The following is a 26,405-nucleotide window of genomic DNA, read 5'->3' on the forward strand; positions in this document are numbered from 1 at the left end:
ATTTTAGGCGCTAAATAGCAAGGTTATTTAGCGCCAACACACACTATAAAGTTGGTGATGCAGAATACTCTTGTGGTTTATCTGCCTATCCTAGTTTAAAAAAGAGTTAACTATGCGATTGATTAATTTAACTATAATAAAATTAAGCCTAGTTATCCTTGGTTGTATTTCAACAGCGACAACAGCCAAAGACTACTTTGTTGACAACAAACAAGCTTACACAGACATTGCCAAAGCCTTAAAAGCGGGTGATAAAGTTATTCTAAAAAATGGTACTTGGACAGACTTTGAGATTTTATTTCAAGGTCAAGGTACAGAAAAGTCTCCTATTGAGTTGACTGCACAAACGAAAGGTAAAGTTATTTTATCTGGGCAGTCTAACTTGCGCCTTGCTGGGCAATATCTTCAAGCAAGTGGCTTAGTCTTTAAAAACGGCTATACGCCAACGTCGGCGGCTATTGAATTTCGTCGTAATAAAAATGAACTAGCCTATCACTCTCGCGTTTTCGAAATGGTTATTGATAATTACAATAACCCAGATAAACGTGAATCTGATTACTGGGTGGCATTATATGGCAAACATAACCGTTTTGATCATAATCACCTCGTTGGCAAGCGTAACAAAGGAGTGACTCTGGCGGTGCGTTTAAATAGCAAGCAAAGTCAGCAAAACTATCATCAAATTGATCATAATTACTTTGGTTACAGACCCACCTTTGGCTCTAACGGCGGTGAAACTATCCGCATTGGTACCAGCCATTACTCACTTACTGACTCGCATACATTAGTTGATAATAATTATTTTGAACAAACCAACGGCGAAGTCGAAATTATCTCGATTAAATCGGGTAAAAATATTGTACGCAACAACGTGTTTTACGAAGCACGCGGCACACTTACCATACGCCATGGTAACGGTAATCTAATAGAAGAGAATATCTTTTTTGGTAATGGTGTTGAGCATACAGGCGGTATCCGCCTTATCAATAAAGATCAAATTATTCGTAATAACTACCTAGAAGGGCTTACAGGTTTTCGTTTTGGTAGTGGGTTTACAGTAATGAATGGCGTACCAAATTCGCCAATTAACCGCTATCACCAAGTTGAAAATGCACAAATAGAAAACAACACCTTTGTTAACGTACGTCATATCCAATTAGCTGCGGGCAGTGATGCTGAGCGAAGTGCTGTGCCAATTAATAGCGTGATGAAAAATAACTTAATTATTAATGATGATCAGGTGCAACCTTTCAGTGCATTTGATGATGTTAGTGGCATTAAGTTCTCTAATAATGTTGCTAACTCAAGCGTACTCAACGTACTAAGGTATGGTGTAAAACAAACAGCAGTTGAGATGAAGCGCAATAAAAATGGTTTACTTTACCCTACCTCAAATATGTCTGCTGTTGGCGCGAAAGCCGATTTAAAAGTGATAGCAAAAAAAGAGACCGGTGTAACTTGGTATCCAAAAGTGCCAGCGGTTATCGTTTTTGACTCAGGTAAAACACATGTTGTATCGGGTTCAGCTAAGTCATTATTAACTGCAATTGAGCTGGCTAAATCGGGGGATGTCCTTGAGCTTGAATCAGGTCAGTTTGATGTGTCTAAACTGGTTGTTATTGATAAAGTATTAACAATTAAGGCCCGCCAACAAGCAAAAGCGACCCTCACATTTCAACGCTCAAGCTTATTTGAAATACACGACGGTGGAAGCTTAAAGCTCGATGGGCTAATCATTTCAGGGCAAAGTAGTCCCGATTCGGCTGGCAATACTGTAATCAGAACGAAAAAGTGGGGGATGGTCGATAACTACCGCTTGATCATGATGAATTCTCACTTAGTGAACCTTGATATTAACCACACTTTTGATTTTTTCAAAACAGGTAAAGGTGCGCTGGCGGATGAGATCACGCTAATTAATAATAAGTTCGACGGAGTATCTGGCGATATTTTACGCCTTGACAGCGAAACTGAAGATTTAGGGATATACAACGCTGACTACGTAACCTTCAGTGATAATAGTTTTAGCAATATCGGCGGTAGCTTAGTCACGCTTTATCGCGGTGGCACAGATGAAAGTACTTTTGGCCCTCACTTTATAATGACGAATAATTCGCTAAATAATGTAGGGCTTGGAAAACGCAATAAACGTAATGCCAGTATTTTCCTGCATGGTGTGCAAGTTACGAATATCAATAAGAATACATTTGTTAACTCAGCTCCTGTTATTGTTGAGCATACAGTCGGTGAGCCAAAAACTTCGATCATTAACAATATCTTTGATGCCACAGATGCGCCAAGTGTTACTGAGCTTAGAGTTGCAGGGCCGCACACGGCCACGTTAAAAAACAATAAAGTAATTAACCCAAACTCTAAATAGTAAATTTCTTAATCAGAGTTCAGGTAAATTAATAATTAGTGGAGTGTTATTGATGTCATTATTAAGCTTACAAACAAAATTAACAGCGGGGGTTATGTCGGTTGTGCTTGCTATTGCCTCGTTTAGCTCATTGGCCGCACATCCTAATTTAGTGATCACGCAAAATGATGTTATAAAAATGCGCAGCGCTCTTGATAGCAAAGGTCATTTTAGTGAGCGTTATTACAGTTTAAAATCACAGGTTGATCAAGAAATTGCATTTCCAAGTGTGGTGCCTGTGCCTAAAGATGGCGGCGGTGGTTACACCCATGAACGTCATAAAAAGAATTATCAACTAATGTACCGAGCAGGGATCATTTATCAGCTTAGCCAAGAGCAGAAATATGCTGACTACGTTCGTGACATGTTACTGCAATACGCCACGCTTTATCCTAGTTTAGATGTGCACCCTAAGCGTAAAGTAAAGTCCCAAAATCCAGGTAAATTATTTTGGCAAAGCTTAAATGAAGCAATGTGGTTGGTGTATACCATTCAGGCCTATGATCTGGTTCATAATGCATTAACGGATCAACAGATCAATACCATTGAGCAACAGTTATTACGTCCAGTTGCTTTATTTCTATCCGAAGGGCAACCAACTACGTTTAATAAAGTACATAATCATGGCACGTGGGCAACAGCTGGCGTAGGCATGGCGGGTTATGTAATGAATGAGCCTGAGTGGGTTGAAAAAGCCTTGTATGATTTGGATAAGTCAGGCAAAGGAGGTTTTTTAAAGCAACTTGATTTGTTGTTTTCACCGCAAGGCTATTATAACGAAGGACCTTATTATCAACGTTTTGCGTTATTACCATTTGTCACTTTTGCCCAAGCGATTGCTCACAATGAGCCTGAGCGAAAAATTGCCGAGCATCGAGATGGTATATTGCTAAAAGCAATTGATACGACAATTCAACTTAGCTACAACGGTTTGTTTTTCCCTATTAACGATGCGATTAAGAGTAAAGGAATTGATACCATTGAGCTTGTCCATGGCGTAACTGTTGCTTATAGCTTAACAAATGACACCGGTTATTTAGATATTGCTAAACAACAAGGGCAAATTATTTTATCCGGTGATGGTTTAAAAGTGGCGCAGGCGCTGGATAAAGGTTTAGCAACACCTTATGAGTTTAAATCGGCCGCTTTTGGCGATGGTAACGACGGTAAGCAAGGTGCGTTAGTTGTAATGCGAACGCAAGTGGGTGGCAATCAAGCACTACTGTTTAAACCTGCTGCACAAGGTTTAGGGCACGGTCATTTTGATAAGTTAACGTGGCAGTTTTACGACCACGGTAATGAAATTGTATCTGACTATGGCGCAGCCCGTTTTTTAAATGTAGAAGCTAAATACGGCGGCCGTTACCTGCCAGAAAATAACAGCTACGCTAAACAAACGGTTGCTCATAATACGGTTGTAGTGGATGAAACAAGCCATTTTAATGCCAGTGTGAGTGTTGGTAATCGCAATGCCCCGACACTTAATTTTTTCGAAACATCTAACGTGGGCACAGTCTCAAGTGGTGAAATAAGCACTGCATATAATGGCGTTGAGCTAGCGCGCACACTAGCCTTAATTAACGTACCAGAGCTTGACAGCACGATTGCACTTGATGTGTTTGACGTTACAGCACAGGCTGAACACCAGTTCGATTTACCGCTTCACTACAAAGGTCAGCTTATAGATACCAGCTTTGCACTGCGTGCTAACACAACACAATTAGCTGCGCTGGGTTCTAAAAATGGCTATCAGCACTTGTGGCTTAAAGGGCAAGCAAAACCCAAAAATGGGTTAGCTAAAGTAACGTGGTTGAACGACAACGGGCGCTTTTACACCCAAACAAGCTTAGTCAAAGGTGATGAGTCTTTTTTGTTTACTCAAATTGGTGCAAACGATCCTAACTTTAATTTACGCAACGAAAATGGCTTTATTCGCCGCGTAAATGGGCAAAAAAAGCACACGTTTGTATCGGTGTTAGAGCCCCACGGTGAATACAACCCAAGTAAAGAATATACGTTAGAAGCTGTTAGTCGAGTTACAAAGCTTGAATATAGCCAGCAAGGCGATTTAACACTTGTTGAACTTGATATTAAAGGCAAGTCCTATTTAGTGGCTATAAATAAAGCACAAAACGCAACCAAAAACACATTCACATTTAAAAATAAAGAGTTCACCTTAAATGGCCGACTAGGCGTTTATGCGATGAAAAATAATCAGGAGTAAACAGAATGCAAAAGCAAAGCGCACATTTTTCATTTGGTAACGAGACTAAAATTGAAGACCTAGGAAATGGCCTGAAACGTCAAATGCTAGGCTATAACGAAGAGTTGATGGCGGTAAAAATTTGGTTTGCACAAGGCGCTATTGGTTATAACCATGCACACCGTCATTCACAAGTTACTTATGTAGTTGAAGGTGAGTTTCATTTTAATATTGATGGTGTTACTAAAATATTAAAACCAGGGGACAGTTGTTTTATTCCGCCATTTGTAGATCATGGTGCGACGTGCCCAACAGGCGGTATTTTAATCGATACCTTTAGTCCAGCTCGTGAAGATTTTCTTGGGGAATAACTATGCAACTTAAAGGTTTACGTTGGTGGGTTATCGCATTAATTGCGCTTGCTACCATCATTAATTACATCGACCGCCAAGCGCTTAGTGTGCTTTGGCCGGACATTGTTGAAGATTTATTCCCTGATGAATCTGCATTAGAGCGCAAACAAATTTACGCTAACATCTCTATTGTATTTGTATTTGCCTATGCATTTGGTCAGGCCATCTTTGGTAAAGTATTTGACTGGGTAGGTACTCGTTTAGGCTTTGTTTTATCAATAGGTGTTTGGTCTGTTGCAACGATTGCGCATGCATTTGCTCAAGGTGTGCTTAGCTTTAGTATTTTTCGCGCTATTTTAGGCGTAGCAGAAGCCGGTAACTGGCCAGGTGCGGCCAAAGGCAATGCTGAATGGTTTCCAACTAAAGAGCGGGCTTTAGCACAGGGTATTTTTAACTCTGGTGCTGCTATAGGTGGCATTATTGCTATTCCTTTAATTGCTTACTTAACGATTTATTTTAGCTGGCAAATGGTGTTTGTTGTTATTGGTGTTCTGGGCTTTCTTTGGTTAGTGCCTTGGTTGATTTTAGTAAAAGCACCGCCTAGCTCCCACCCTTGGCTTACGGCACAAGAACGCGAATATATTTTAACAGGTCAACGTCGTGTTGATGATAACGGCGATGTTACTGGTGAAGATGAAGAAGAATATAATCCTTCAACAAAAGAGCTTTTATCTCGTAAACAAAGCTGGGGCGTAATTATTGCCTCTGCTGCCATTGACCCTATTTGGTGGTTATTTGTTTTTTGGATCCCAATTTACTTAAACGAAGTGTATGGCATGGACGTTAAGTCTATCGGCATATACGGTTGGGTTCCTTATGTGGGAGCAATGTTTGGCGCTTGGTTTGGTGGCTTACTGGCACAAAATCGACTTAAAGCCGGTTGCAACACAGATAAAACACGTAAGCTCACTATTACGCTGGGTTGCTTAATTATGTTACCTGCGTTACTTGCAATGGCAAATCCAGGAGGACCAACGACAGCAGTGCTAATAATGGCAGTTATATTATTTGGTTTTCAAACTGCAATTGGTAACGTGCAAACACTACCAAGTGATTTGTTAGGTAAAAAAGCAGTGGGTACATTATCAGGTTTCTCTGGTATGGCGGCAAAACTGGGTGCTGTAGGACTTACATCGCTTGTGCCTATTCTTACTGCGGATGGTAACTACGCACCAGCATTTATTATTGGTGCCTCTTTAGCCATTATTGCAATGGCAGCTGTTTGGATTTTAATTCCAAAAATAGAACCTCTTAAAAAGCCTCAATAATCTAGAGAATAACTGCTATGCCAAGATGTTTTGTATAAGCGCATAGCAGTTAACTACATAGGGTAACTTCCAAGATGAAAAATATTTACTTTATCGGTGAATGCATGGTCGAGCTTAGGGCTATGAGCGCAGCCACTCTACACCAATCATTTGCAGGCGATGTTTATAATTCTGCAGTGTATTTAAAACGTTGCTTCCCAAAGGTTACTACTTCGGTTGTTACGGCTTTAGGTCAAGATAATTTAAGTAAAAAAATGCTTGAGCGCTTTGAAAGTGAACAAATAAATACGCAACTTGTATTTGCTCATGACAGCAAAGTACCTGGCATGTATTACATAGAAACCGATGAGCATGGTGAGCGTAGCTTTATTTATTGGCGTAATGACTCTGCAGCTAAAAAAGTTGTCGATTTTTTAGATGCTGATGCGCTCGAGCAGCTTTGCCAAGGTGATATGTTTTTCTTTTCAGGAATTTCATTAGCAATAATTGAAGAAAGTGCACGTGAGCACTTTTGGAAAGTTGTGACGCAGCTAAAAGGTGCTGGAGTAAAAATAGTTTTCGATCCTAACTACAGAGCCCGTTTGTGGAATAGTATAGAGGAAACTAAAGAGCAATATCATCTAGCCTTTACGCTGGCAGATATTATCCTACCTGGCGTTGAAGATTTAACAACACTTTATGGCGTACATAGCGTAGAAGCGGTTGTTGAGTATTTAGAGCCTTACAAAATTGAAGAGATTATTGTTAAAAATGGCCCTGAATCGGTAGTTACTAAGCAGGCCGATACGCTTCAAAGCCACACTATAATACCGGTAACAAATGTTGTAGATACAACATCCGCAGGCGATGCCTTTAACGGTGTTTATTTAGGGGCTCGTTTATCTGATAAATCAATTTCAAGTGCAGTCCAACTGGCTGCAAAAGCAGCAGGTGCAGTTATACAACAGCCTGGTGCTATTGCTCCAAAAGATATATTTCAGCTAGCAATGGTTGAAGCTGGGATTTAACAAAATAATCAAACATTAAAGGCCGCCATACATCGGCCGCATTACTTTTTTATAAAGGAACAACGTTATGACTCGCTTTTCTGAACTTATGTCAGGACAAACACTGCTACCTATAATTCAAGCTGACACGCCAGAGCAAGGTGTTCAAATAGCAAAAGCTATGGCTAACGCGGGCCTAACTTTAGTTGAAGTAGTACTAAGAACAGAGGCTTCAATAGAGGCATTAAAAGCGATTAAAGCTTACGTACCTGAGTTAAAAGTCGGTGCGGGTACAGTCATAAATACTGACATTTTAGCGCAAGCACTTGAAGCGGGTTCTGACTTTATTGTAACGCCAGCGGTGTCTCTTGCATTACTTACAGCACTTGCTAAATGTAATGTGCCGGTACTTCCTGGTGTATCAAACACCGGTGATATTTTAATGGCGCTTGAATATGGCTTTGCAGAGCAAAAATTATTCCCGGCTTCGCTAGCTGGTGGAGCCCCTTTTGTATCCGCCGTGTCGTCAGTATTTAGGGCCGTCAGCTTTTGCCCTACAGGTGGCGTTAGCGAAAGTAACAAAATGGACTATCTTTCTTTAAATAATGTATTCGCCGTTGGCGGTACTTGGATAGCTAAAAAAGAGTGGGTTGAGCAAGAAAATTGGCAAGCAATTACCGATTCTTGTATCCAGGCTCTAAAGTAGAAAGGATCAGATAAATGAATTATTTAGCCCCCACAATACTGCCAGGCGTCATCGTTGGCGACGAAGTCAATGCGGTGTACGAGCATGCACGTACACATCAATATGCGTTACCTGCGGTAAATGTTGTTAGTACAACATCTATCAATGCGACGCTAGAAGCTGCTAAAAAGAAAAATTCCCCCGTTATTATTCAGCTTTCTAATGGTGGAGCACAATTTTTTTGTGGTAAAAGCTTATCGTTACCAGAGCAACAATCAGCGGTGCTTGGGGCGGTAAGTGCTGCAAGGTATGTACACTCGGTTGCAGCGCATTATGAAGTGGCAGTGATGCTTCATACTGATCATGCAGCTAAAAAGCTACTACCTTGGATAGATGGGCTGCTTGAGGAAGGTGAAAGACACTTTGAAGTGACTGGCAAATCACTGTTCAGCTCGCATATGATTGATCTGTCAGAAGAGCCGCTTGAGGAAAATATCGAAATTTGCGAACGTTATTTAACGCGTATGGCAAAAATAGGTATGACGCTAGAAATTGAGCTTGGCTGCACGGGCGGCGAAGAAGACGGTGTTGATAACTCACACTTAGATAGCTCTGCTTTATATACTCAGCCCGAAGATGTTGCCTATGCGTACGAACGCTTAAGTCGTATTAGCCCTAATTTTATAATTGCGGCGTCATTTGGCAATGTGCATGGCGTTTATAAGCCAGGTAATGTAGTACTTACGCCAACTATTTTAAAAGAATCGCAAGCCTACGTATCAGAAAAATTTAATTTACCAAGCAACTCAATTAACTTTGTATTTCATGGTGGAAGTGGTTCTGAGTACGATAAAATTGCAGAGTCTTTAACCTATGGCGTAGTTAAAATGAATATTGATACCGATACGCAGTGGGCGTGTTGGACAGGTATTTTAGATTACTACAAAGACAAGCAAGCATATCTGCAAGGGCAAATTGGTAACCCTGATGGGGATGATAAGCCAAACAAAAAATATTACGACCCTCGTGTATGGCTGCGTCATTCAGAGCAAAGTATGGTTGCAAGGCTAGAGCAATGCTTTGACGATCTAAATTGTGTAAACAGGTATAGCGCATGAAAAGACTAAATACAGTATTAAAAGAAGACGGTGTAAATACCGACCTTATTTTACTTATTCGCACAATTTTAGCGACCAGTAAAGAGATAGCCTTTCGAGTAAGCCAAGGTGAATTAGCCGGTGTTTTAGGCTCAACATTGAACGAAAACATTCAAGGTGAAGTTCAAAAAAAGCTTGATGTAATCGCAAACCAACTACTTAAAGACATACTACTTGACGACAGCAGCGTAAGAACCGTTGCATCAGAGGAAGAAGATCATGCAGTAGGTGGTCATCCTGAAGGTCAATTTATTGTTGCTTTTGACCCACTAGATGGCTCGTCTAATATTGATGTTAACGGCCAAATAGGCACCATATTTACTATTTATTTAGCCCGTGACGATGTTCCCTTCGACTGTGACGAGCAATTTAGCCAGCCAGGTGTAAATCAAGTTTGCGCAGGTTATGTGTTATACGGCCCTTCATCATTACTTGTAATGAGCACTGGCGGTCCAACACGTTGTTATACATTAGATTCAACCCATGGCGGTTACTTACTGACAAACAAGCAGTTGAACGTACCAGAGCAAAGTCGTGAATTTGCCGTTAATATGGCTAACTACCGTTATTGGGACGAAGCAACACAAGTGTATTTTGATAAATTGCTATACACCTGTGAAAGCTTTGAAAAAAGCTCAATGCGCTGGAATGCAGCGATGGTAGGCGATGTTCATCGTATTTTATGCCGAGGCGGGTTATTTTTGTATCCGCAAGATAAGCGCACGGGTAATGAAAACGGAAAAATAAGATTGCTTTATGAAGCAAATCCGTTAGCACTTTTAGTTGAAAATGCAGGTGGTAAAGCAACCTCTAGAGGATCGCGAATTTTAGGTATTGCGCCAACGAGCTTGCATCAACGAGTGCCTGTCGCTTTGGGCTCAAATGAGCCTGTAGAATTTTATAATAACGCCATGTTGTCATAAAGCTGCTCTAAATATAAAAATAAAGAAGGGGCGAGAGTGCTGCCTCTACTTTATCTTTTGCACCCGATCTAATACATACCTAAAATCCACTTCTATAATTTACCGGCCCTATTGTAAGTAAATTCAACGTAGCTAGCGCTGAAAATAGCTGCTTGAGGTAGATTTATTATCCAGCGTTCAGGTTATTTATTATGAATGAAAAATATAGCCAAAAATCTTAGAATACTTATATTTTGGTTAACCTATTTTGTTTTTTATCTGTTAATAACTAATGTATTCCCAGATATATAAAAATAATATAACAGTGTGATTACTCTGTTTAATAACTGTTTTGTCATGAAGTTATTAGATTTTAATTTAAAAAATCAATATATAACAATTGGTTGTGTGTTTTTGTGGTTTTGGTTTGTAGTGGTGGTGAGTTTGGTTTTTTATTTGGTAATAACTTTCTGGGTTAATATTGATGTTTTTTAATCTTATATTGGTTGACCTTTTTGCTTTTGGGTGTGAATATCAAGTTAATACTTTGTATTTATTTAAAGCTTTCGAATAGAAAAGTAGCACACAACATAGCGTTTCACACACAGGAAAAAACTATGAATTATAAGTTATCAAAAATCACACTGGCGGTAATATCAGCAACTGCAATGAGTATGTCGTTATCTATTCAAGCCCAAGAGTCGTCAAAGCAAGTAAAAGACGATCTAGAAGTCATCGAAGTGTCGGGTATTCGCCAATCATTAACGAGTGCTCTTGCCGAAAAACGTTCCGCTAGTAGTTTAGTTGAGGTTATCCAAGCGGTTGATATTGGTAAACTCCCTGATCAAAACCTTGCTGAAGTACTTGAAAACGTAACCGGTATTCAAATTACACGTGAAGCCGGTGTAGGTACGGGGGTGCAAATTCGTGGCACGAATGCAAACCGTACAGAAGTAAACGGTGTTTCAACAGTGGGTTCGGGCTCTGGCCGAAGCGGAATTAGTTTTGAAGATGTGTCGGCGGCTATTATCTCCGGCGTTGAGGTTATTAAATCACCAGAGGCTAAAACAATTGAAGGCTCAGTAGGTGCAACAATTAATCTAAAAACTATTCGCCCGCTTCAATTAAACGAAATGCTTGGCTCTATTCGTGTTCAAGCAGAAGATAGCAGCTTGTCTACCGATGGCATGACACCGCGAATCTCTGGCGCATGGGGTGATAACTGGGAATCAGATGCTGGTAAGTTTGGTGTTGTATTTAGCGGTAGCTATAGTGAGCAAGACGTAACGGCATTTCGTCCTCGTGTTGACCGCGATAACTCAGTTGCAGCTGACAGTGGTGCAGCAAGTGCTCAATCATTTGATTTCTTACCAATTCAGTTTTTAATTCAAGATTACGATAACTACGAGTATGAAACTAAAAACTTTGCAGGTACGTTTGAATACGCACCTAATGATAATTTAAAATTCTTCTTTGATGCAGTTGTTAACGATCAAGAGCGCCGCCAAGAAAGCTCAAGGGTTCAAGCTTCAGGCGTAAGTGACTTAAGAAATATATCAATCCCAAGTGAATTTGAAACCGTAAACTTTGGTTCATTAGGTGGTCAAAATTTAGGGAGTATTGAAGCAGCAGTCCGTGGCGTGATCCCCGTAGAGGATGGCGATGCAGATCCAAATCTTCGTTTTTCTAGCGATACCAATTCGCGTATCACCGAAAGCAAAATTTTTAGAATTGGTGGTCAATGGCAAGGTGAAAACTTATTTGTAAGTGTTGAAGCATCAACGTCTCGCTCAGATTCATCTACTCCGAGCTTTAATACAACACTGAACTTTATTAACCCAAATGTTGCCACTAACTCATCGAACGAAAATGGTACACCGTTTGAGTACGACCTGACCGGTGGTGCATTAACGTTTGGTATTGCACAAGGTGAAGCAAATGCGCCAACAGCAGCCCAGTTACTTGACCCTGCAAATGTGGTATTACGCGATGTAAACCAAGGGCAAGATAGATCCGAAAATACCGAAGATGCGTTTCGTACTGACTTTACGTATTACCTGGACAATATGATTACCTCGGTTGATTTTGGTTACCGTTACAGTAAAACAAATAGCGTTTCAGACCAAGTACGCAATAATGTTGGTTTACGTAATCTAGCAGACAGCCCAACAGGCAACTTATTTGCTGATATTTTAACAGCCGGTCCAGATAATTTTAACGACGCAGATGGCCGTGCATTATATATTCGCGACTTTCTATTAATAAACCCAGAGCTTGCCAGTTCAGATCCAGACGCCGTACTTGCGGCATTAAACGCAGCCATTGAAGCAAATAACGTCATCACAGGGTCAACACGTGCTCCTATTAGCTCGCCAACCTCACAAGTTAATGCGTTTTTTGATATTGATGAAGAAACACATGCACTCTATGCTCAAGCTAACTTTGAATATGGTATTTTTAGAGGTAATTTTGGAGCGCGTTACTTGGAAACAGAAGTAACGTCATTAGGTAATTCAGTAACACAAGACGGCAATGGCAATGAGATTGTTAGCCAAGTGACCTCAAAAGGCGATTACGACTTTTTCTTACCACGCTTTAATGTTGCTGCAAACGTAAGCGAAGATGTATTAGTACGTTTAGGTTGGTCTAAAGATATTAGACGCCCTGACTTTAACGACTTGTCAACCTCGGTTACTTATAGCACCAGCCCTAATAGTGCGGTATCTGTTGGTAACTCAGGTTTAGTTCCAGAAGAAGTAACGTCATTTGATATTTCTGCTGAGTGGTACTTTGCTCAAGCGGCATTAGTGAGTGTGGGGTACTTTCATAAAACACGTACAGACTTACACGTCACTCAACAGGTTGACCCATATGAAGATCCTACAACCGGCTATCGCGATACAACGGGTCCAGTATGTGAAGATGGCGGAGTATTTAACCCGATTGCAGATATAAACGTGTTTGGACCTACGCCCGGTGTAGGTTTATGTGTACCAACACGTACCACGATTAATGACTCAGGTGAAACAACTCAAGAAGGGATTGAGCTTGCATTTCAGTACGATTTATCAAGTTTTGAAGACGATTTAGGCTGGGCATCAGGTTTTGGTTTATTAGCAAACTACACCTATCAAGAATTTTCAGGTGGTGAGTCAATCGATACCGCAACAAGCCGTGCTAATACCGTGTTTGCATTAACAACAGGTATACCAGATATAGACGTAAGCGCTAAACAGCCATTGATCGACTTATCTGAAAATGCTTACAACGTCACCTTTTACTACGAAAAGTTTGGCTTATCTGCACGTGCACGTTACACATGGCGTGAAGGATACCGTTCAACTGACTTTGGCAGTACATCAAGCTTCCCTTGGGGATTTCCTGTGGTGCAAGAAGACCGTGGTCAGCTTAATGTAAGTATAAGCTATGACGTAAATGAGCAACTTAATATTGGTGTAGAGGCTGTAAATCTAAGCGAATCAGAAGTCAGTCAATCATGTGTAAATGAAGGTGCTTTACTTTGTTTCCAAGGTTTAACAGACCGCCGTATTACATTTGGTATGAGCTATCGTTTTTAAATAATGGCGCAGCAGTAGTAAAGCAAGCCTTATTTAAGGCTTGCTTGTAACCTGAACTTTAAATAACCTGAACTCAGGATAATAAAACTATCTCAAACAGCTGTTTTTAGTGCTAACTGCCTTCTGGGGGAGTGGATAAATTACTGTTATTGCGTTAAATGAGAGATTGAATACAACCCACGAGTTTCGCTTGTTTGGCGTTTAATTTCTTCAAGTGCTTTTTTCTCGCTAGCAGCAAAAAGGGCATTGATCAAACGGTTAAAATGATTGTGCATGGCTTTGCGCGCCGCCGATGAATCATGATTTGCGATAGCATCGTAAATTGACGTGTGTTCTTGCAAACGTTGCTCGTCGCTTTGAGAACATACATCTTCATACGCCGCAACGATTTGTGGTTCACAGCGCCTTAGTTTCCACAGATTTTGTATAGACATCACAATGGCGTTGTTACGAGTTGATTTAGCAATTATTTCATGAAAACGCTGATCAGCTTCAATGGCCATTTCTGGTATTTGCATATCCTCTAAACTTTGCTTTAAAGTGGCAAGTTCGTGATCTTGAATGGTTGCCGCAGCCAACGCAGCGGCTTCAGCTTCAATGAGTGCTCTGGCTTGTGTAAGCTCAAATGCGCTAATAGGTTTGTCGCTTGTTTCAACTTTGTTTGTGTCTGTTACAAAAACACCCGAACCTGTTTTTACTTCAACACGACCTCTGACTTCAAGCGCGATAATTGCTTCTCGAATTGTTGGCCGGCTAACTTGGTGAGTTTCTGCTAACTCTCGTTCTGCAGGCAAACGACTTCCAACATGATAAATCCCTTGATCTATCGCGGCTTCTAACTTATCAACAACGTTCCAAAAACGTCTGCGCCTTTTCATTTTAAACTCCCCAGGTTTTATACTTTGTGTTTCGTAAACTAGATAGTAATCGACTACTAAAAGTTGACTAAATTGGCAAATTAATTGGTAAAAAAAATACCTTAATTGGTAAAGTACATTCCTTATATTACCTTGTCAATTTGCTTTTTTTAAAATTGAATAAAAGGCATTAGTGTTTTAGGGGACCACTGGTTTTTAAAAGGTATTGAGGTGAGCACTTAATAACTTATAACGAACATTAATTTGCTATAAATAGTTTGAAGTCGTGCTTGTTAGAGTCATTGAAATAGATTTAGAAATGTTAATTAGAAATAGAGTGGCTGCTGCCTTTTTAGAGGTATAAATAAACGACACTTTTAAAAATTAAAACCTCTGCACGAGTGCCTGTTGATCTTTCAGGATTAAAATTTGTTCAATCTAGGGGCGATTTAATCGCGACGTGAGGTTTGTAACCTAGTGGGCTCGGTAACTGCTCCTGCGTTACTCTAATGGCTTACATCCCTGTAAGAATAAGTAAAAACCGAGCAACAAAGAGTAAATAGCCTTGATCGAATTGAAAGTAAACACCTTGTCTATTTTGAGCAAGTACACCCACCATTAACTCTGTTGAGTCTGACAGTGTACGTTTTACTTCTAGCTTTTCTATGGGTTTAAAGGCCATTGTTTAATACCTGATCAATAGACGTTGGCGCATTCTTACCTTGAGCTGGCGCTTTTGTTAACTCATATAAACGAGTTAAGTCGTCGAGTGTTTGCCACAAAAGCAATAGCTGCCTAAACGAAATAAGCCCTGTAACCTCAAAATTTTTATTGTAGATGCAGGTACCGTACTTTTTTAGCTAACGCTTCACGTGACATCTTTGCTTTTTTACGGCGTTCTTTTAGGTGCTCAGCAAAGGCTAGCTGCACATCACCCTCGCTTAATAATAAATAATTAATAATAGAACCCCACGAACTTTATTGGACACGACTGTGTCCAAAATTGCTTTTTTATGAGCGTAATGGATATTGTAGTGTCCATTTTTAGTTGTAAAGTTAATGATTGAATACGAGTTACCCAATGTAATTTTTATTGATTGAGATCAACAAGAAAACGCAGATTAAAATGCATAATTTACGGCTGCAAATTTATGCTAGAAGTACTAGAGGCTAGAGAATGGCGTTACTAATTAACAACAAATGCATTAACTGCGACATGTGCGATCCAGAATGCCCTAACGAAGCTATTTACATGGGCGCTAAAGTTTACCAAATAGATGCAAGTAAATGCACCGAATGCGTAGGCCATTACGACAAACCAACCTGTGTCAGCGTATGCCCAATTGACTGCATAAAGCCCGATCCTAATCACCGTGAAAATATAGACGAACTGGCTGAAAAATATGTCAGGCTAACGAGTTAGTGTATTAATTGGTTTTTATGTGTAATGGGTTACGAAGCGAAAGTGGCGACACTGTCGCAGCAATCAAACTGCTCGCATGTGACTAATAAATATCTCCTCATATATTTTTAATTAAGTCTCAATAATTCGCGCTCTTTACGGTATGATAACTCAATAATTTGTATTGATATTCTGGTCTGAGATAGCTATGGAAACCGCACCTAAAAAAACCGCCACAAAGCCCGCTACTAAAAAAGTTGCTAAAAAAACCACAAAACAAGCACAAGTCGGGTTTGAAGAATCGCTTTGGGATGCCGCCAATAAACTACGTGGCAGTGTTGAATCAGCCGAATATAAGCACATTGTTTTAAGCTTAATCTTTCTTAAATTTATTAGTGACAAGTTTGAAGTACGTCAAAAAGCCATTATTGCTGAGCACGGCGATGAATACATCGACATGGTCGACTTTTACGCAATGGATAACGTGTTTTACCTACCAGAAGACGCCCGCTGGTCATACATTCAAGCCAACGCCAAGCAAGGCGATATCGCTGTAAAAATAGATACCGCCCTGCACGGCGTTGAAAAAAACAATAAATCACTCGCGGGCGCATTGCCCGATAACTACTTTTCACGCTTAGGGCTTGATGCCAGTAAGCTTTCAGCGTTAATCGATACCATTAATAATATCGACACCATCGCCAACCAAAACGAAAAAACAGAAGAAGACTTAGTTGGCCGTGTGTACGAATACTTTTTAGGTAAATTTGCTGCATCTGAAGGTAAAGGCGGGGGCGAGTTCTACACCCCAAAATCAATCGTTACCCTTATCGCCGATATGATTGAACCATTTGAAGGTAAAATTTACGACCCCTGTTGTGGCTCGGGCGGTATGTTTGTGCAATCGCTTAAGTTTATTAATAGCCATAACGGCAATCAAAAAAATGTGTCTATTTATGGGCAAGAATACACTAACACCACCTATAAACTGGCTAAAATGAACCTCGCCGTGCGCGGTATTTCGGGCAATTTAGGCGATGTAGCCGGCGACACTTTTTTTAAAGATCAACACCCCGACCTAAAAGCCGATTACATAATGGCAAACCCACCGTTTAACCAAAAACAGTGGCGCGCCGATAACGAATTAGTTGACGATGCCCGCTGGGCCGGTTACCCAACACCGCCTACCGGTAATGCCAACTATGCGTGGATCATGCATATGATCTCAAAACTCAGCGAACATGGCACCGCAGGTTTTGTATTGGCTAACGGCTCAATGAGCTCTAACACCAGTGGCGAGGGCGATATTCGCCAAAAAATAATCGAAAATGATTTAGTCGATTGTATGATAGCCCTACCAGGGCAGTTGTTTTACACCACACAAATTCCGGTGTGTTTATGGTTTATCAGTAAAGATAAACGCGGTAATAACGAAAAAGGCCTACTAAAGCGCCGTGACCGCCAAGGCGAAACGCTATTTATAGACGCCCGCGAAATGGGCGCTATGGTTAACCGTACCTTAAAAGAACTCACCAACGACGACATTGCAAAAATAACCCAAACCTACCATATTTGGCGCGGCGAAGAGCTAACCACTGAAACTGCGAAGCCAGAAAGCGCAGATAAAGAGCAAAGCGCACAAAAAGAGCAAAGCGAAAATAAAGAGCAAGAATACGAAGATGTTGCCGGTTACTGTAAATCAGCCACCCTTAGCGATATAAAAGCGAACGACTATGTACTTACTCCAGGGCGCTATGTAGGCGCGGCCGATATTATCGACGATGGCATCCCGTTCGAAACTAAAATGAGCGAACTTAGCCAAACTCTTTATGGCCAAATGAATCAAGCCGATGAACTTGATAACGCCATTCGTAAAAACTTGCAGGCCTTAGGCTATGGTGAAGAGCGTGATGGAGCAAAACGTAATGACTCATAGTGAAGAACAGCCATCGACTCAAAACGAGCTCTTATTAGTTGATATTCGCCGCATTGTTGAGCAAGCCCGTGGGCAAGTTAAACAAACTGTTAATACCGCCATGCTACAAGCGTATTGGCAAATAGGGCGCTTAATTGTAGAGGATGAACAAGGCGGTGAAACACGCGCAGCCTACGGCAAAGCAACATTAAAACGTTTATCGCAGCAACTCAGCACAGACTATGGCAGAGGATTTGACATAACCAACCTGCGTAATATGCGCCGCTTTTATCTCGCCTTTGAAAAACGAGACGCAGTGCGTCTCGAATTAAGCTGGACGCATTATCGTGTACTATTACGGGTGGATAATGCAACTGCACGCAACTGGTATAGAGATGAAGCAATTTTACAAAATTGGTCGGCACGCGCGTTAGAACGCCAAATTGGTACACTTTACTACGAACGTTTACTCTCAAGTAAAAACAAACAACCCGTAGAGCAAAGTATTATAAATACCCTACAACAGTTTTTATTAGAGCTTTGTAAAGTGATCCCCAAAATCGTGGAAACGCAGAATCATGGAGAGCGATGCAATGGAAAATAAACACCCTTTATTGCTTGAAATAGAAAAAGGTGAAAGCAAAAATTTAGAATTGAAAGTGCAATTGCCAACCAGTAAAGAGTGGGTTAAAAGCATTATCTCGTTTGCCAACTCTGCGGGTGGAAAGCTGGTTATAGGCGTTTCTGATAATAGAACACTGATAGGCTTGCAACATTTTGACCTATTTGAATTAATGGATAAAATTAGCTCAACAATGCATGAACTGGTTGCACCTACGCTATTACCTAATATTTATATAGAGAATATTAACGGGATTGAGTTATTAGTGATAGAAGTGCAGCGCGGAGCATTACTCCCTTATTATTTAAAGAGTAAGGGCAAAGAGTTGGGTTGTTATCAACGTATTGGTGCGACTAATCGCGTAGTCAGTCAGGCGCAAGTGATAGAGCTTGAACGTCAGCGAAATCATATTAGCTTTGATTCACTTATTAACTATGAAGTGGATTTATCAACCCTTGATTTAACGCCACTTCAACAGCGTTTTGCAGCGCATGATAAACCATTAACGCCAGAAAAATTATTAAGCTTAAAACTAGTAAAAAACGATAATAATACGCTTTACCCCACACATGGCTTGCTAATTTTACTGGGCTTTTATGAGCATGTAGAAATAAAATGTAGCCGATTTAAAGGCACTACCATGTCTATCTTTTTAGATAAAAAAGAGTACACGGGTGATCTATTTCAGCAAATAGAAAACGCAGAGCTATTTATAAAAAACCATCTTCATTTACGCGCAGAGGTACTGGGGCTGCAACGCACCGATACCTTTGAAATACCAATCCCAGCAATTCGAGAAGCATTACTCAATGCGGTAATGCATCGAGATTACAGCAATTTTGGACGAGATATAAAAATAGGTATTTACGATGATATTCTTAATATTGTATCGCCAGGCGGTTTACCACATGGGTTAACTATGTTTGATGCGTTAAAAGGGCGTTCTGAAATTCGTAATACGGTGATTGCAAGAGTGTTTAAGGAGCTGGATTTAGTTGAGCAATGGGGCAGCGGTATACAAAGAATAAAAGAGTATTGCATCAAGGCAAACATCGGTTTACCTGTATTCTCTGAGTCAGGTGATTTTACCGATTGGGAGTTTCCAAGAAAAATACGCGACAGTAATGAAGCAGTAGTAACGACTGATGGAATAAATGATGGAATAAATGATGGAATAAATGATGGAATAAATGATGGAATAAATGATGGAATAAATGATGGAATAAACCATCAAACTATTATTCCCAAAAATATTCAGCCATTGTTAACGTGCATTAAGCACTCGCCTTCGTTGTCTACAAAAGTATTTGCTAAGCAGCTTAAAGTGGGCACGGCAACGGTTGAACGTCATATTAAGTGGTTAAAAGACCATAACGTAATCAAGCGGATCGGCGCAAACAAAGACGGATATTGGCAGGTGTTAAACAATGAAAAATAATAAATATAAACAATTCGCACTTAGCCAACGCTTTTATAGCGAAATGAACCAAAGCGATGAGCTAGACAACGCTATTCGACAAAACTTAGAGGCACTGGGTTATGGAAAATAGTAACGCATTAGATAACCCCGCCATATTAATAGAAATTAAACAGGTTATCGAGCAAGCGCGTAAACAGGTTAAACAAGCCGTTAATCACGCTATGGTGAACGCCTATTGGCAAATTGGACGGTTAATTGTTGAACAAGAGCAGCAAGGAGCGACACGAGCTGAATATGGAAAAACACAACTTGCGTTGCTCTCAACACAATTAACCGCACAATTTGGTAAGGGATATTCAAGTCGAAACTTACGCAATATGCGCAGTTTTTACTTAGCCTTTTCAAAATGGCAGACAGTGTCTGCCAAATTGAGTTGGTCGCATTATTCAACGCTTATCCGCATTGAAAATGAAAATGCACGCTTATGGTATATGCAAGAGGCCAGTCAACAAAACTGGAGTGTACGCGCCTTAGAACGCCAAATTGGTACGCTTTACTACGAGCGTTTGCTCTCAAGTAAAAACAAACAACCCGTAGAGCAAGAAGCCCAACAAAACACACAAGTATTGGCAGAGTCCGCAAAAGACTACCTGCGCGACCCCTACATTTTAGATTTTTTAAACCTGCAAGATAAAAGCTATCAAGAAAACGATCTAGAGCAAGGCATTATAAATAACTTACAACAATTTTTATTAGAGCTTGGTAAAGGCTTTGCTTTTGTAGAACGCCAAAAACGCATCCGTTTTGATGATGAAGACTTTTATATCGACCTCGTTTTTTATAATTTTAAACTCAAGTGTTTTTTATTGCTCGACTTAAAAATTGGCAAACTCAAGCACCAAGATATAGGCCAAATGGATACCTACATTCGCTTGTACGATGATCGATACACCAGCAGCGACGATAACCCCACCATAGGTTTAGTTATATGCAGTGAAAAAAGCGAAGCCGTTGTTAAATACTCTGTACTGAGCGACCAAAAACAACTCTTTGCCGCAAAATATTTAGCCCATCTACCCAGTGAAGAAGAGCTGCGCATAGAACTCCAAAAAGAGCGCGAACGTGTGCAAGCGCAGTTGCTTAACCAGCAAGTTAAAGGCCAAGATAATGAATAAACAAATTGGGTGTGTTGTTGATAGCCAAATGAAGCAAAGCGATGAGCTTGATAAAGCGAACTGTAAAAATTTGGAGGCGCTGGGATATGGGGAGTGATTGGAAGTCAGGGAAATTAGGAGATTATGTCTCTTCTTGTTTAGGTAAAATGCTCGATAAAAAGAAAAACAAGGGTGACTATCAGCCATATCTTGGTAATAGTAATGTTAGATGGGGATATTTTGAATTAGATAATTTGTCAGAAATGAAGTTCGAGCCTCATGAATTGAATCGTTATAGTTTGAAAAAAGGAGACCTTATAGTTTGTGAGGGTGGTGAACCTGGGCGATGTGCTATTTGGGAAGAGGACGTTCCAACAATGATGATTCAAAAGGCGCTTCATCGAATTCGACCGTTTAATGAATTAGATTCTAAATATCTGTTTTATTGGTTCCTTAATGCAGGAAGAGCTGGAAGATTAGATCCTTTTTTCACTGGGACTACAATAAAACATTTAACAGGTAAAGCCCTCTCTCAATTACCAATTGATATACCTCCAATGGAGCATCAAAGGTATAGTGTTAATATCCTAAGTAGTTTAGATGATAAAATACAGCTAAACAAAAAAACCAACCAAACCTTAGAACAAATGGCGCAGGCGTTGTTCAAAAGTTGGTTTGTTGATTTTGATCCGGTGTTCGACAATCTACTTGCGAGCGTTGATTTTAACTTAGAAAACCTTGAAACTAGTCTGCCTGACGAGCTAAAACAAAAAGCACAGCGCCGCCTAGTGGCACTGAACAGTTTAGAAAATGCGGCCGAAATAAAAACCTCACTCAGTGCGCTCGCTCACGAGTTACAAGCACAGCTACCAACAAAAGAAGCAACACAAGCAGCAGAGCAAGTATCAGAAAAAGCCGCTGAAACACCCGTTAAAGCAAACCTTAACGCCAACCCTAACATATTAGCCCAACACGCCAACACCGACGCCCACTTCCCCAATGAGTTCGAACACAACGAACAACTAGGCTGGATACCAAAGGGCTGGGAAGTACTTCCTCTAGAGTCATTAATTATATTAATTGGTGGAGGCACACCTAAAACGAGTGTTGAAGAGTATTGGAACGGTGACATTCCTTGGTTTTCGGTAGTTGATGCACCTCAAGATAGCGATGTATTTGTTGTTGATACGGAAAAGCATGTTACGCAGTTAGGTGTAGATAAATCATCCACAAAAATACTTCGCGTCGGTACTACCATCATAAGCGCACGAGGAACCGTTGGGAAATGTGCATTTGTAGGTACACCTATGGCTATGAATCAGTCCTGTTATGGTATTAATGGCATTAATAATATATCGGATGAATTTATATACTACCTTACGAGGCACCAAGTTTCTGACCTACAGAAAAGAGGTCATGGATCAGTTTTTAATACTATAACTCGTGAAACGTTTAAATCTATTTTACTACCATTCTCAGGTGATAAACTAACTAAAGAATTTGGTAAAGCTGTAACCTCATTATTTGATAAAATATTAATGAACAATCGGCAAAACGTAGAGCTTATTAAACTCCGTGACACTCTGTTACCCAAACTCATCTCTGGCGAATTACAAATACCTGATGTAGCCACCGACGATGAAACAGTATATTAATATATAGGCTAAGCACTTAACCATTTAAAATAACAAGAATAAGGATGTTTAATGAAATTTACTGAAGCCAAATTAGAACAAGCAGTGGTTGAGTTATTAGGCGAGCAAGGCTACCCGCATTTATTAGGTGGTGAGCTGAGCCGTAATAATAGCGACGTATTAATTAAAGACGACCTCCGTGCTTTTTTAACTAAACGCTACGCTAAAAATAATATTACCACCGGTGAAGTAGACTCAATAATTGCAAAGCTTGAAAAGCTGCCTGCCAGTGATTTATACGAAAGCAATAAAACCTTTTGTAATTGGCTCAGTGATGGATTTTTACTTAAAAGGGAAGTACTTACACGCGAGCGTGGAATGGTGGCAGGCAGCGCGGCACAAAAAGATTTGTATATTCAGCTGCTAGATTACGACAACGTTGAGCAAGGTATTAAAAGTAGCCTAATAGCAGGCAGTGCGATGGCACAAGCTGCTTTAGATAATGTGAATGAAGCGAGCGTTACCTACCTGCAAGACGGCAATATTTATCGCTTTGTTACCCAGTTAGAAATCGAAAGCCCCACAAGCTACGACAACGTTGAACTGCGCATTCCCGATGGCATTTTATATGTGAATGGTTTGCCGCTGGTGGTGTTTGAATTTAAAAGCGCGATACGCGAGCAAGCCCCTATTTTTGAAGCGTTTGAGCAGTTAACGGTGCGCTACAGACGCGCTATTCCGCAGTTATTTGTATTTAATACCTTGTGCGTTATAAGCGATGGCGTTAACAACAAAATGGGTAACTTATTTGCGCCTTATCAGTTTTTTTACTCGTGGGGCAAAGTAACGGGGCAAGAGCTCACCGCGCAAGAGGGTATAAACTCATTACATACCTTATTGCAGGGCTTGTTTGATAAAGCGCGTTTGCGCGATGTAATGCGCAACTTTATATTCTTCCCTGATTCTGATAATAAAAACGCCGGTAAAAAAGAGATAAAAATTGTGCCGCGTTATCCGCAATATTACGCGGCTAATAAGTTGTTCGAAAATATAAAACTTCATTTAAAGCCAATAGGCGATGGTAAAGGCGGTACGTACTTTGGTGCAACGGGTTGCGGTAAAAGTTACACCATGCAATTTTTAACACGCTTGCTGATGAAAAGCATTGAACTTAAAAGCCCCACCATTATTTTAATTACCGACCGAACCGATTTAGACGATCAACTCTCGCAGCAATTTGGTAATGCAAAAACCTACATTGGCGACGACACAGTTAAAACAGTCACCAGCCGTACTCACTTGCGTGAGTTACTTACAGGGCGTAACAGTGGCGGTGTGTTTTTAACCACTATTCATAAATTTACCGAAGACACCCAGTTATTAACTGATCGCACTAACGTTATTTGTATTTCTGATGAGGCGCATCGTAGCCAAGTTAACCTTGATCAAAAAATTACCATTACCGAAAAAGGCGTGAAAAAGACCTTTGGTTTTGCTAAATACCTGCACGACTCACTGCCAAACGCTACTTACGTTGGTTTTACCGGCACGCCAGTCGATGCCACGCTGGATGTGTTTGGTGAAGTGGTTGACTCGTATACTATGACCGAATCGGTCAAAGATGAAATAACCGTGCGCATAGTTTACGAAGGCCGCGCGGCTAAAGTGTGTTTAAACAACAGTAAGCTGGCCGAAATTGAAGCTTATTACAAAGAATGCGCCGACGCAGGCAGTAATGAGCTGCAAATAGAAGACAGCAAAAAAGCCACCGCCAACATGAATAGCATTTTAGGCGACCCAGACCGTATTAAAGTGTTAGCAAAAGATTTTGTACAGCACTACGAAAAACGTGTTGAAGAATGCTCAACGGTTGCAGGTAAGGCAATGTTTGTGTGTAGCTCGCGTGGCATTGCTTATCAGTTGTATCAAGAATTAGAAGAACTACGCCCAGATTGGTTTGAGGTTGTAGACTCTTTAAACGAGAAGGATAACGCGCAAAACTTATCGGATACCGAGCGAAAGCGCGCTATTAGCGAAGGCCGTATTGCAGCCCCTTCTGAAAAAGTAAAAATGGTGATGACCCGTGGCAAAGACGACGTCGCACGCTTGTATAATTTACTGGGCAGTAAAGACGAGCGTAAAGAGCTTGATAAGCAATTTAAAAACAAACATTCGAACTTCAAAATAGCCATAGTGGTAGACATGTGGCTAACCGGTTTTGACGTGCCATTTTTAGACACCATGTACATAGACAAGCCACTGCAAAAGCACAGCTTAATACAGACTATTTCGCGGGTTAATCGCCAGTTTGAAGGTAAAAATAAAGGCTTGGTAGTCGATTACATTGGTATTAAATCTGAAATGAATAAAGCGTTAGCGCAGTATTCAAAAACAGACGAAACCAACTTTGAAGACATTACCGCGTCGGTTATAGAAGTAAAAAACCACCTAGCATTACTTGCCGAGTTATTTCATAAATTTGACAGCAGCCCTTACTTTACAGGCGAAGCAGTTACGCAGCTAAATAGCTTAAACCACGCCGCCGAGTTTGCGCTAATTACCGAAAAGCGCCGAAAACGCTTTATGGATCTAGTTAAGCGTTTAAAAGCCGCTTACGATATATGTTGTGGTAGTGAAAAAATTAACGAAAACGAGCGTAACCACATTCACTTTTACCTCGCCATTCGCTCTATTATTTACAAGCTAACCAAAGGCGAAGCGCCCGATACCGCGCAAATGAACGCCAAAGTACGTGAAATGATAGCCGAAGCCCTACAAAGCGACGGCGTTGAAGAAGTATTTAAACTCGGCAATGAAGACGGTGGCGAAATTGATATTTTTAATGATGACTACATCGCCAAAATAGAAAAAATAAAACTCCCCAATACCAAAATTAAAATACTGCAACAAATGTTAGCTAAAGCCATAGGCGAGCTTAAAAAAGTAAACCAAACCCAAGGTATCGATTTTACTAAACGCTTTGAATCGCTGGTACAGCGCTATAACGAGCGAAAAGATGATGACATATTGGTAAGTAACGTACTTGATGAGTTTTCAGATACTATGGTTAATATGATTTACAGCGTACGCGACGAAATGAACGCCGGAGACGAGCTAGGCATTGATATAGAAGAAAAAGGCTTTTACGACGCGTTAAAAGCACTCGCAATTAAATACGACTTTGACTACCCCGAAGATAAGCTCATTGAGCTTGCCCAAGCGGTAAAAGTGATAGTGGACGACAAAGTTAAATTTGTTGATTGGAACCACCGCGAAGATATTAAATCATCCCTAAGAGTAGAGCTTATTTTAATACTGGCTAAATTTAAGTACCCACCAATAAGCCACGACGAAGTGTACAAAGAAATTTTTGAACAAGCGCAAAATGTAAAAGCGAATAAAGAGGGGTAAATTAGCCAAGTGTTGTGGTCATTATGCTAAACCGACTTGCATAGGCGTCTGTCTTGTTAAATGTATAAAACCAGAGCCCTCGTATTATGAAAATTTAGACGAGCGGGCACACAAGTGCGTTAAAGTTAGATGAAAGCTGCTGATCTTTAAAACGTGTTTTTTAGTAACACATTAATAGTGTATATAGTTAAAAACTAAAACGAGCGCAGCAGTATTTATCTAACAGCCCTAAATAGGGCTTATCTCACTATAGACGGCGACAAGCTAAACTCTAAATACACTTGATTTGTTTATTTAATAGTCAACTTAGCCCCTGTAACCCTTTATTTGTATGGTTTTTGTACTAAATTAATATTATTTTTAAAAAGTTAAAATAAAG

At 40.4% G+C, this 26,405-nt stretch carries 19 protein-coding genes and 1 pseudogene; 17 read left to right on the forward strand and 3 right to left on the reverse strand.

Annotated features, from left to right (window positions below; all coding sequences use genetic code 11):
* Positions 1-112 precede the first annotated feature (112 nt).
* From ACJJVZ_RS00930 to ACJJVZ_RS00970, 9 genes are all read left to right on the forward strand, one after another.
* Complete coding sequence (locus ACJJVZ_RS00930; protein WP_405597322.1) at positions 113-2,380, forward strand: polysaccharide lyase 6 family protein; 2,268 nt, start codon at positions 113-115, stop codon at positions 2,378-2,380.
* 52 nt (positions 2,381-2,432) lie between these two features.
* The gene (locus ACJJVZ_RS00935) at positions 2,433-4,643 is read left to right on the forward strand and encodes a heparinase II/III family protein (protein ID WP_193156864.1); all 2,211 of its coding nucleotides are present in this window, start codon (positions 2,433-2,435) and stop codon (positions 4,641-4,643) included.
* 5 nt (positions 4,644-4,648) lie between these two features.
* Positions 4,649-4,993: a cupin domain-containing protein gene (locus tag ACJJVZ_RS00940; RefSeq protein ID WP_182703293.1), complete on the forward strand. Its 345-nt coding sequence runs from the start codon at positions 4,649-4,651 to the stop codon at positions 4,991-4,993.
* A gap of 2 nt (positions 4,994-4,995) precedes the next feature.
* A complete protein-coding gene (locus ACJJVZ_RS00945; RefSeq protein WP_405597326.1) occupies positions 4,996-6,303 on the forward strand; it encodes an MFS transporter in 1,308 nt (435 codons plus the stop codon).
* 74 nt (positions 6,304-6,377) lie between these two features.
* Complete coding sequence (locus ACJJVZ_RS00950; protein WP_405597329.1) at positions 6,378-7,310, forward strand: sugar kinase; 933 nt, start codon at positions 6,378-6,380, stop codon at positions 7,308-7,310.
* A gap of 67 nt (positions 7,311-7,377) precedes the next feature.
* A complete protein-coding gene (eda, locus tag ACJJVZ_RS00955; protein WP_405597331.1) occupies positions 7,378-7,995 on the forward strand; it encodes a bifunctional 4-hydroxy-2-oxoglutarate aldolase/2-dehydro-3-deoxy-phosphogluconate aldolase in 618 nt (205 codons plus the stop codon).
* Positions 7,996-8,009: 14 nt separating this feature from the next.
* Entirely contained in the window at positions 8,010-9,092 is a 1,083-nt protein-coding gene (gene fbaA / locus ACJJVZ_RS00960) for a class II fructose-bisphosphate aldolase (RefSeq protein WP_405597334.1), read from the forward strand.
* The gene (locus ACJJVZ_RS00965) at positions 9,089-10,054 is read left to right on the forward strand and encodes a class 1 fructose-bisphosphatase (protein ID WP_405597336.1); all 966 of its coding nucleotides are present in this window, start codon (positions 9,089-9,091) and stop codon (positions 10,052-10,054) included. Before fbaA ends, ACJJVZ_RS00965 begins: the two co-directional genes overlap by 4 nt.
* 596 nt (positions 10,055-10,650) lie before the next feature.
* Positions 10,651-13,611 (forward strand): TonB-dependent receptor, encoded by a 2,961-nt coding sequence (locus ACJJVZ_RS00970; RefSeq protein WP_405597338.1) that lies wholly within the window; start codon positions 10,651-10,653, stop codon positions 13,609-13,611.
* Positions 13,612-13,757: 146 nt separating this feature from the next.
* Here ACJJVZ_RS00970 and ACJJVZ_RS00975 read toward each other — a convergent pair whose 3' ends face one another.
* The 3 genes and pseudogenes from ACJJVZ_RS00975 to ACJJVZ_RS00985 form a co-directional block, all read right to left on the reverse strand.
* Positions 13,758-14,489, reverse strand: coding sequence for a FadR/GntR family transcriptional regulator (locus ACJJVZ_RS00975; protein ID WP_182703261.1), 732 nt, complete (start codon positions 14,487-14,489; stop codon positions 13,758-13,760).
* Between the two features lie 493 nt (positions 14,490-14,982).
* Positions 14,983-15,150, reverse strand: a complete 168-nt coding sequence (locus tag ACJJVZ_RS00980) for a hypothetical protein (RefSeq protein ID WP_193157071.1) — start codon at positions 15,148-15,150, stop codon at positions 14,983-14,985.
* Positions 15,140-15,428, reverse strand: a pseudogene (locus ACJJVZ_RS00985) (helix-turn-helix domain-containing protein). Before ACJJVZ_RS00985 ends, ACJJVZ_RS00980 begins: the two are co-directional and overlap by 11 nt.
* Positions 15,429-15,645: 217 nt before the next feature.
* Here ACJJVZ_RS00985 and ACJJVZ_RS00990 point away from each other — a divergent pair.
* The 8 genes from ACJJVZ_RS00990 (at position 15,646) to ACJJVZ_RS01025 (ending at position 26,026) form a co-directional block, all read left to right on the forward strand.
* Entirely contained in the window at positions 15,646-15,891 is a 246-nt protein-coding gene (locus ACJJVZ_RS00990) for a YfhL family 4Fe-4S dicluster ferredoxin (protein WP_405597340.1), read from the forward strand.
* Between the two features lie 187 nt (positions 15,892-16,078).
* Positions 16,079-17,806 (forward strand): N-6 DNA methylase, encoded by a 1,728-nt coding sequence (locus ACJJVZ_RS00995; protein ID WP_405597343.1) that lies wholly within the window; start codon positions 16,079-16,081, stop codon positions 17,804-17,806.
* Positions 17,796-18,389: a DUF1016 N-terminal domain-containing protein gene (locus ACJJVZ_RS01000; RefSeq protein ID WP_405597345.1), complete on the forward strand. Its 594-nt coding sequence runs from the start codon at positions 17,796-17,798 to the stop codon at positions 18,387-18,389. Before ACJJVZ_RS00995 ends, ACJJVZ_RS01000 begins: the two co-directional genes overlap by 11 nt.
* Entirely contained in the window at positions 18,379-19,845 is a 1,467-nt protein-coding gene (locus ACJJVZ_RS01005) for an ATP-binding protein (RefSeq protein WP_405597348.1), read from the forward strand. Before ACJJVZ_RS01000 ends, ACJJVZ_RS01005 begins: the two co-directional genes overlap by 11 nt.
* Positions 19,835-19,957 (forward strand): hypothetical protein, encoded by a 123-nt coding sequence (locus ACJJVZ_RS01010; RefSeq protein ID WP_405597351.1) that lies wholly within the window; start codon positions 19,835-19,837, stop codon positions 19,955-19,957. The genes ACJJVZ_RS01005 and ACJJVZ_RS01010 overlap by 11 nt, the downstream gene beginning before the upstream one ends.
* Positions 19,947-21,002: a YhcG family protein gene (locus ACJJVZ_RS01015; RefSeq protein ID WP_405597354.1), complete on the forward strand. Its 1,056-nt coding sequence runs from the start codon at positions 19,947-19,949 to the stop codon at positions 21,000-21,002. The genes ACJJVZ_RS01010 and ACJJVZ_RS01015 overlap by 11 nt, the downstream gene beginning before the upstream one ends.
* Positions 21,003-21,088: 86 nt before the next feature.
* On the forward strand, positions 21,089-22,636 hold the full coding sequence (locus ACJJVZ_RS01020) for a restriction endonuclease subunit S (RefSeq protein WP_405597357.1): 1,548 nt from the start codon (positions 21,089-21,091) through the stop codon (positions 22,634-22,636).
* Between the two features lie 51 nt (positions 22,637-22,687).
* Positions 22,688-26,026: a type I restriction endonuclease subunit R gene (locus ACJJVZ_RS01025; RefSeq protein ID WP_405597360.1), complete on the forward strand. Its 3,339-nt coding sequence runs from the start codon at positions 22,688-22,690 to the stop codon at positions 26,024-26,026.
* Positions 26,027-26,405: the final 379 nt, after the last annotated feature.

The organism is Pseudoalteromonas sp. Ld19, assembly GCF_045064135.1.
Taxonomy (GTDB): Bacteria; Pseudomonadota; Gammaproteobacteria; order Enterobacterales; family Alteromonadaceae; genus Pseudoalteromonas; species Pseudoalteromonas aliena.

What these genes read in the sequence shown, in the direction of transcription:
- ACJJVZ_RS00930 (WP_405597322.1), top strand. Translation starts at nt 113, where the DNA reads ATGCGATTGATTAATTTAACTATAATAAAATTAAGCCTAGTTATCCTT.
- ACJJVZ_RS00935 (WP_193156864.1), top strand. Translation starts at nt 2,433, where the DNA reads ATGTCATTATTAAGCTTACAAACAAAATTAACAGCGGGGGTTATGTCG.
- ACJJVZ_RS00940 (WP_182703293.1), top strand. Translation starts at nt 4,649, where the DNA reads ATGCAAAAGCAAAGCGCACATTTTTCATTTGGTAACGAGACTAAAATT.
- ACJJVZ_RS00945 (WP_405597326.1), top strand. Translation starts at nt 4,996, where the DNA reads ATGCAACTTAAAGGTTTACGTTGGTGGGTTATCGCATTAATTGCGCTT.
- ACJJVZ_RS00950 (WP_405597329.1), top strand. Translation starts at nt 6,378, where the DNA reads ATGAAAAATATTTACTTTATCGGTGAATGCATGGTCGAGCTTAGGGCT.
- eda (WP_405597331.1), top strand. Translation starts at nt 7,378, where the DNA reads ATGACTCGCTTTTCTGAACTTATGTCAGGACAAACACTGCTACCTATA.
- fbaA (WP_405597334.1), top strand. Translation starts at nt 8,010, where the DNA reads ATGAATTATTTAGCCCCCACAATACTGCCAGGCGTCATCGTTGGCGAC.
- ACJJVZ_RS00965 (WP_405597336.1), top strand. Translation starts at nt 9,089, where the DNA reads ATGAAAAGACTAAATACAGTATTAAAAGAAGACGGTGTAAATACCGAC.
- ACJJVZ_RS00970 (WP_405597338.1), top strand. Translation starts at nt 10,651, where the DNA reads ATGAATTATAAGTTATCAAAAATCACACTGGCGGTAATATCAGCAACT.
- ACJJVZ_RS00975 (WP_182703261.1), bottom strand. Translation starts at nt 14,489, where the DNA reads ATGAAAAGGCGCAGACGTTTTTGGAACGTTGTTGATAAGTTAGAAGCC.
- ACJJVZ_RS00980 (WP_193157071.1), bottom strand. Translation starts at nt 15,150, where the DNA reads ATGGCCTTTAAACCCATAGAAAAGCTAGAAGTAAAACGTACACTGTCA.
- ACJJVZ_RS00990 (WP_405597340.1), top strand. Translation starts at nt 15,646, where the DNA reads ATGGCGTTACTAATTAACAACAAATGCATTAACTGCGACATGTGCGAT.
- ACJJVZ_RS00995 (WP_405597343.1), top strand. Translation starts at nt 16,079, where the DNA reads ATGGAAACCGCACCTAAAAAAACCGCCACAAAGCCCGCTACTAAAAAA.
- ACJJVZ_RS01000 (WP_405597345.1), top strand. Translation starts at nt 17,796, where the DNA reads ATGACTCATAGTGAAGAACAGCCATCGACTCAAAACGAGCTCTTATTA.
- ACJJVZ_RS01005 (WP_405597348.1), top strand. Translation starts at nt 18,379, where the DNA reads ATGGAAAATAAACACCCTTTATTGCTTGAAATAGAAAAAGGTGAAAGC.
- ACJJVZ_RS01010 (WP_405597351.1), top strand. Translation starts at nt 19,835, where the DNA reads ATGAAAAATAATAAATATAAACAATTCGCACTTAGCCAACGCTTTTAT.
- ACJJVZ_RS01015 (WP_405597354.1), top strand. Translation starts at nt 19,947, where the DNA reads ATGGAAAATAGTAACGCATTAGATAACCCCGCCATATTAATAGAAATT.
- ACJJVZ_RS01020 (WP_405597357.1), top strand. Translation starts at nt 21,089, where the DNA reads ATGGGGAGTGATTGGAAGTCAGGGAAATTAGGAGATTATGTCTCTTCT.
- ACJJVZ_RS01025 (WP_405597360.1), top strand. Translation starts at nt 22,688, where the DNA reads ATGAAATTTACTGAAGCCAAATTAGAACAAGCAGTGGTTGAGTTATTA.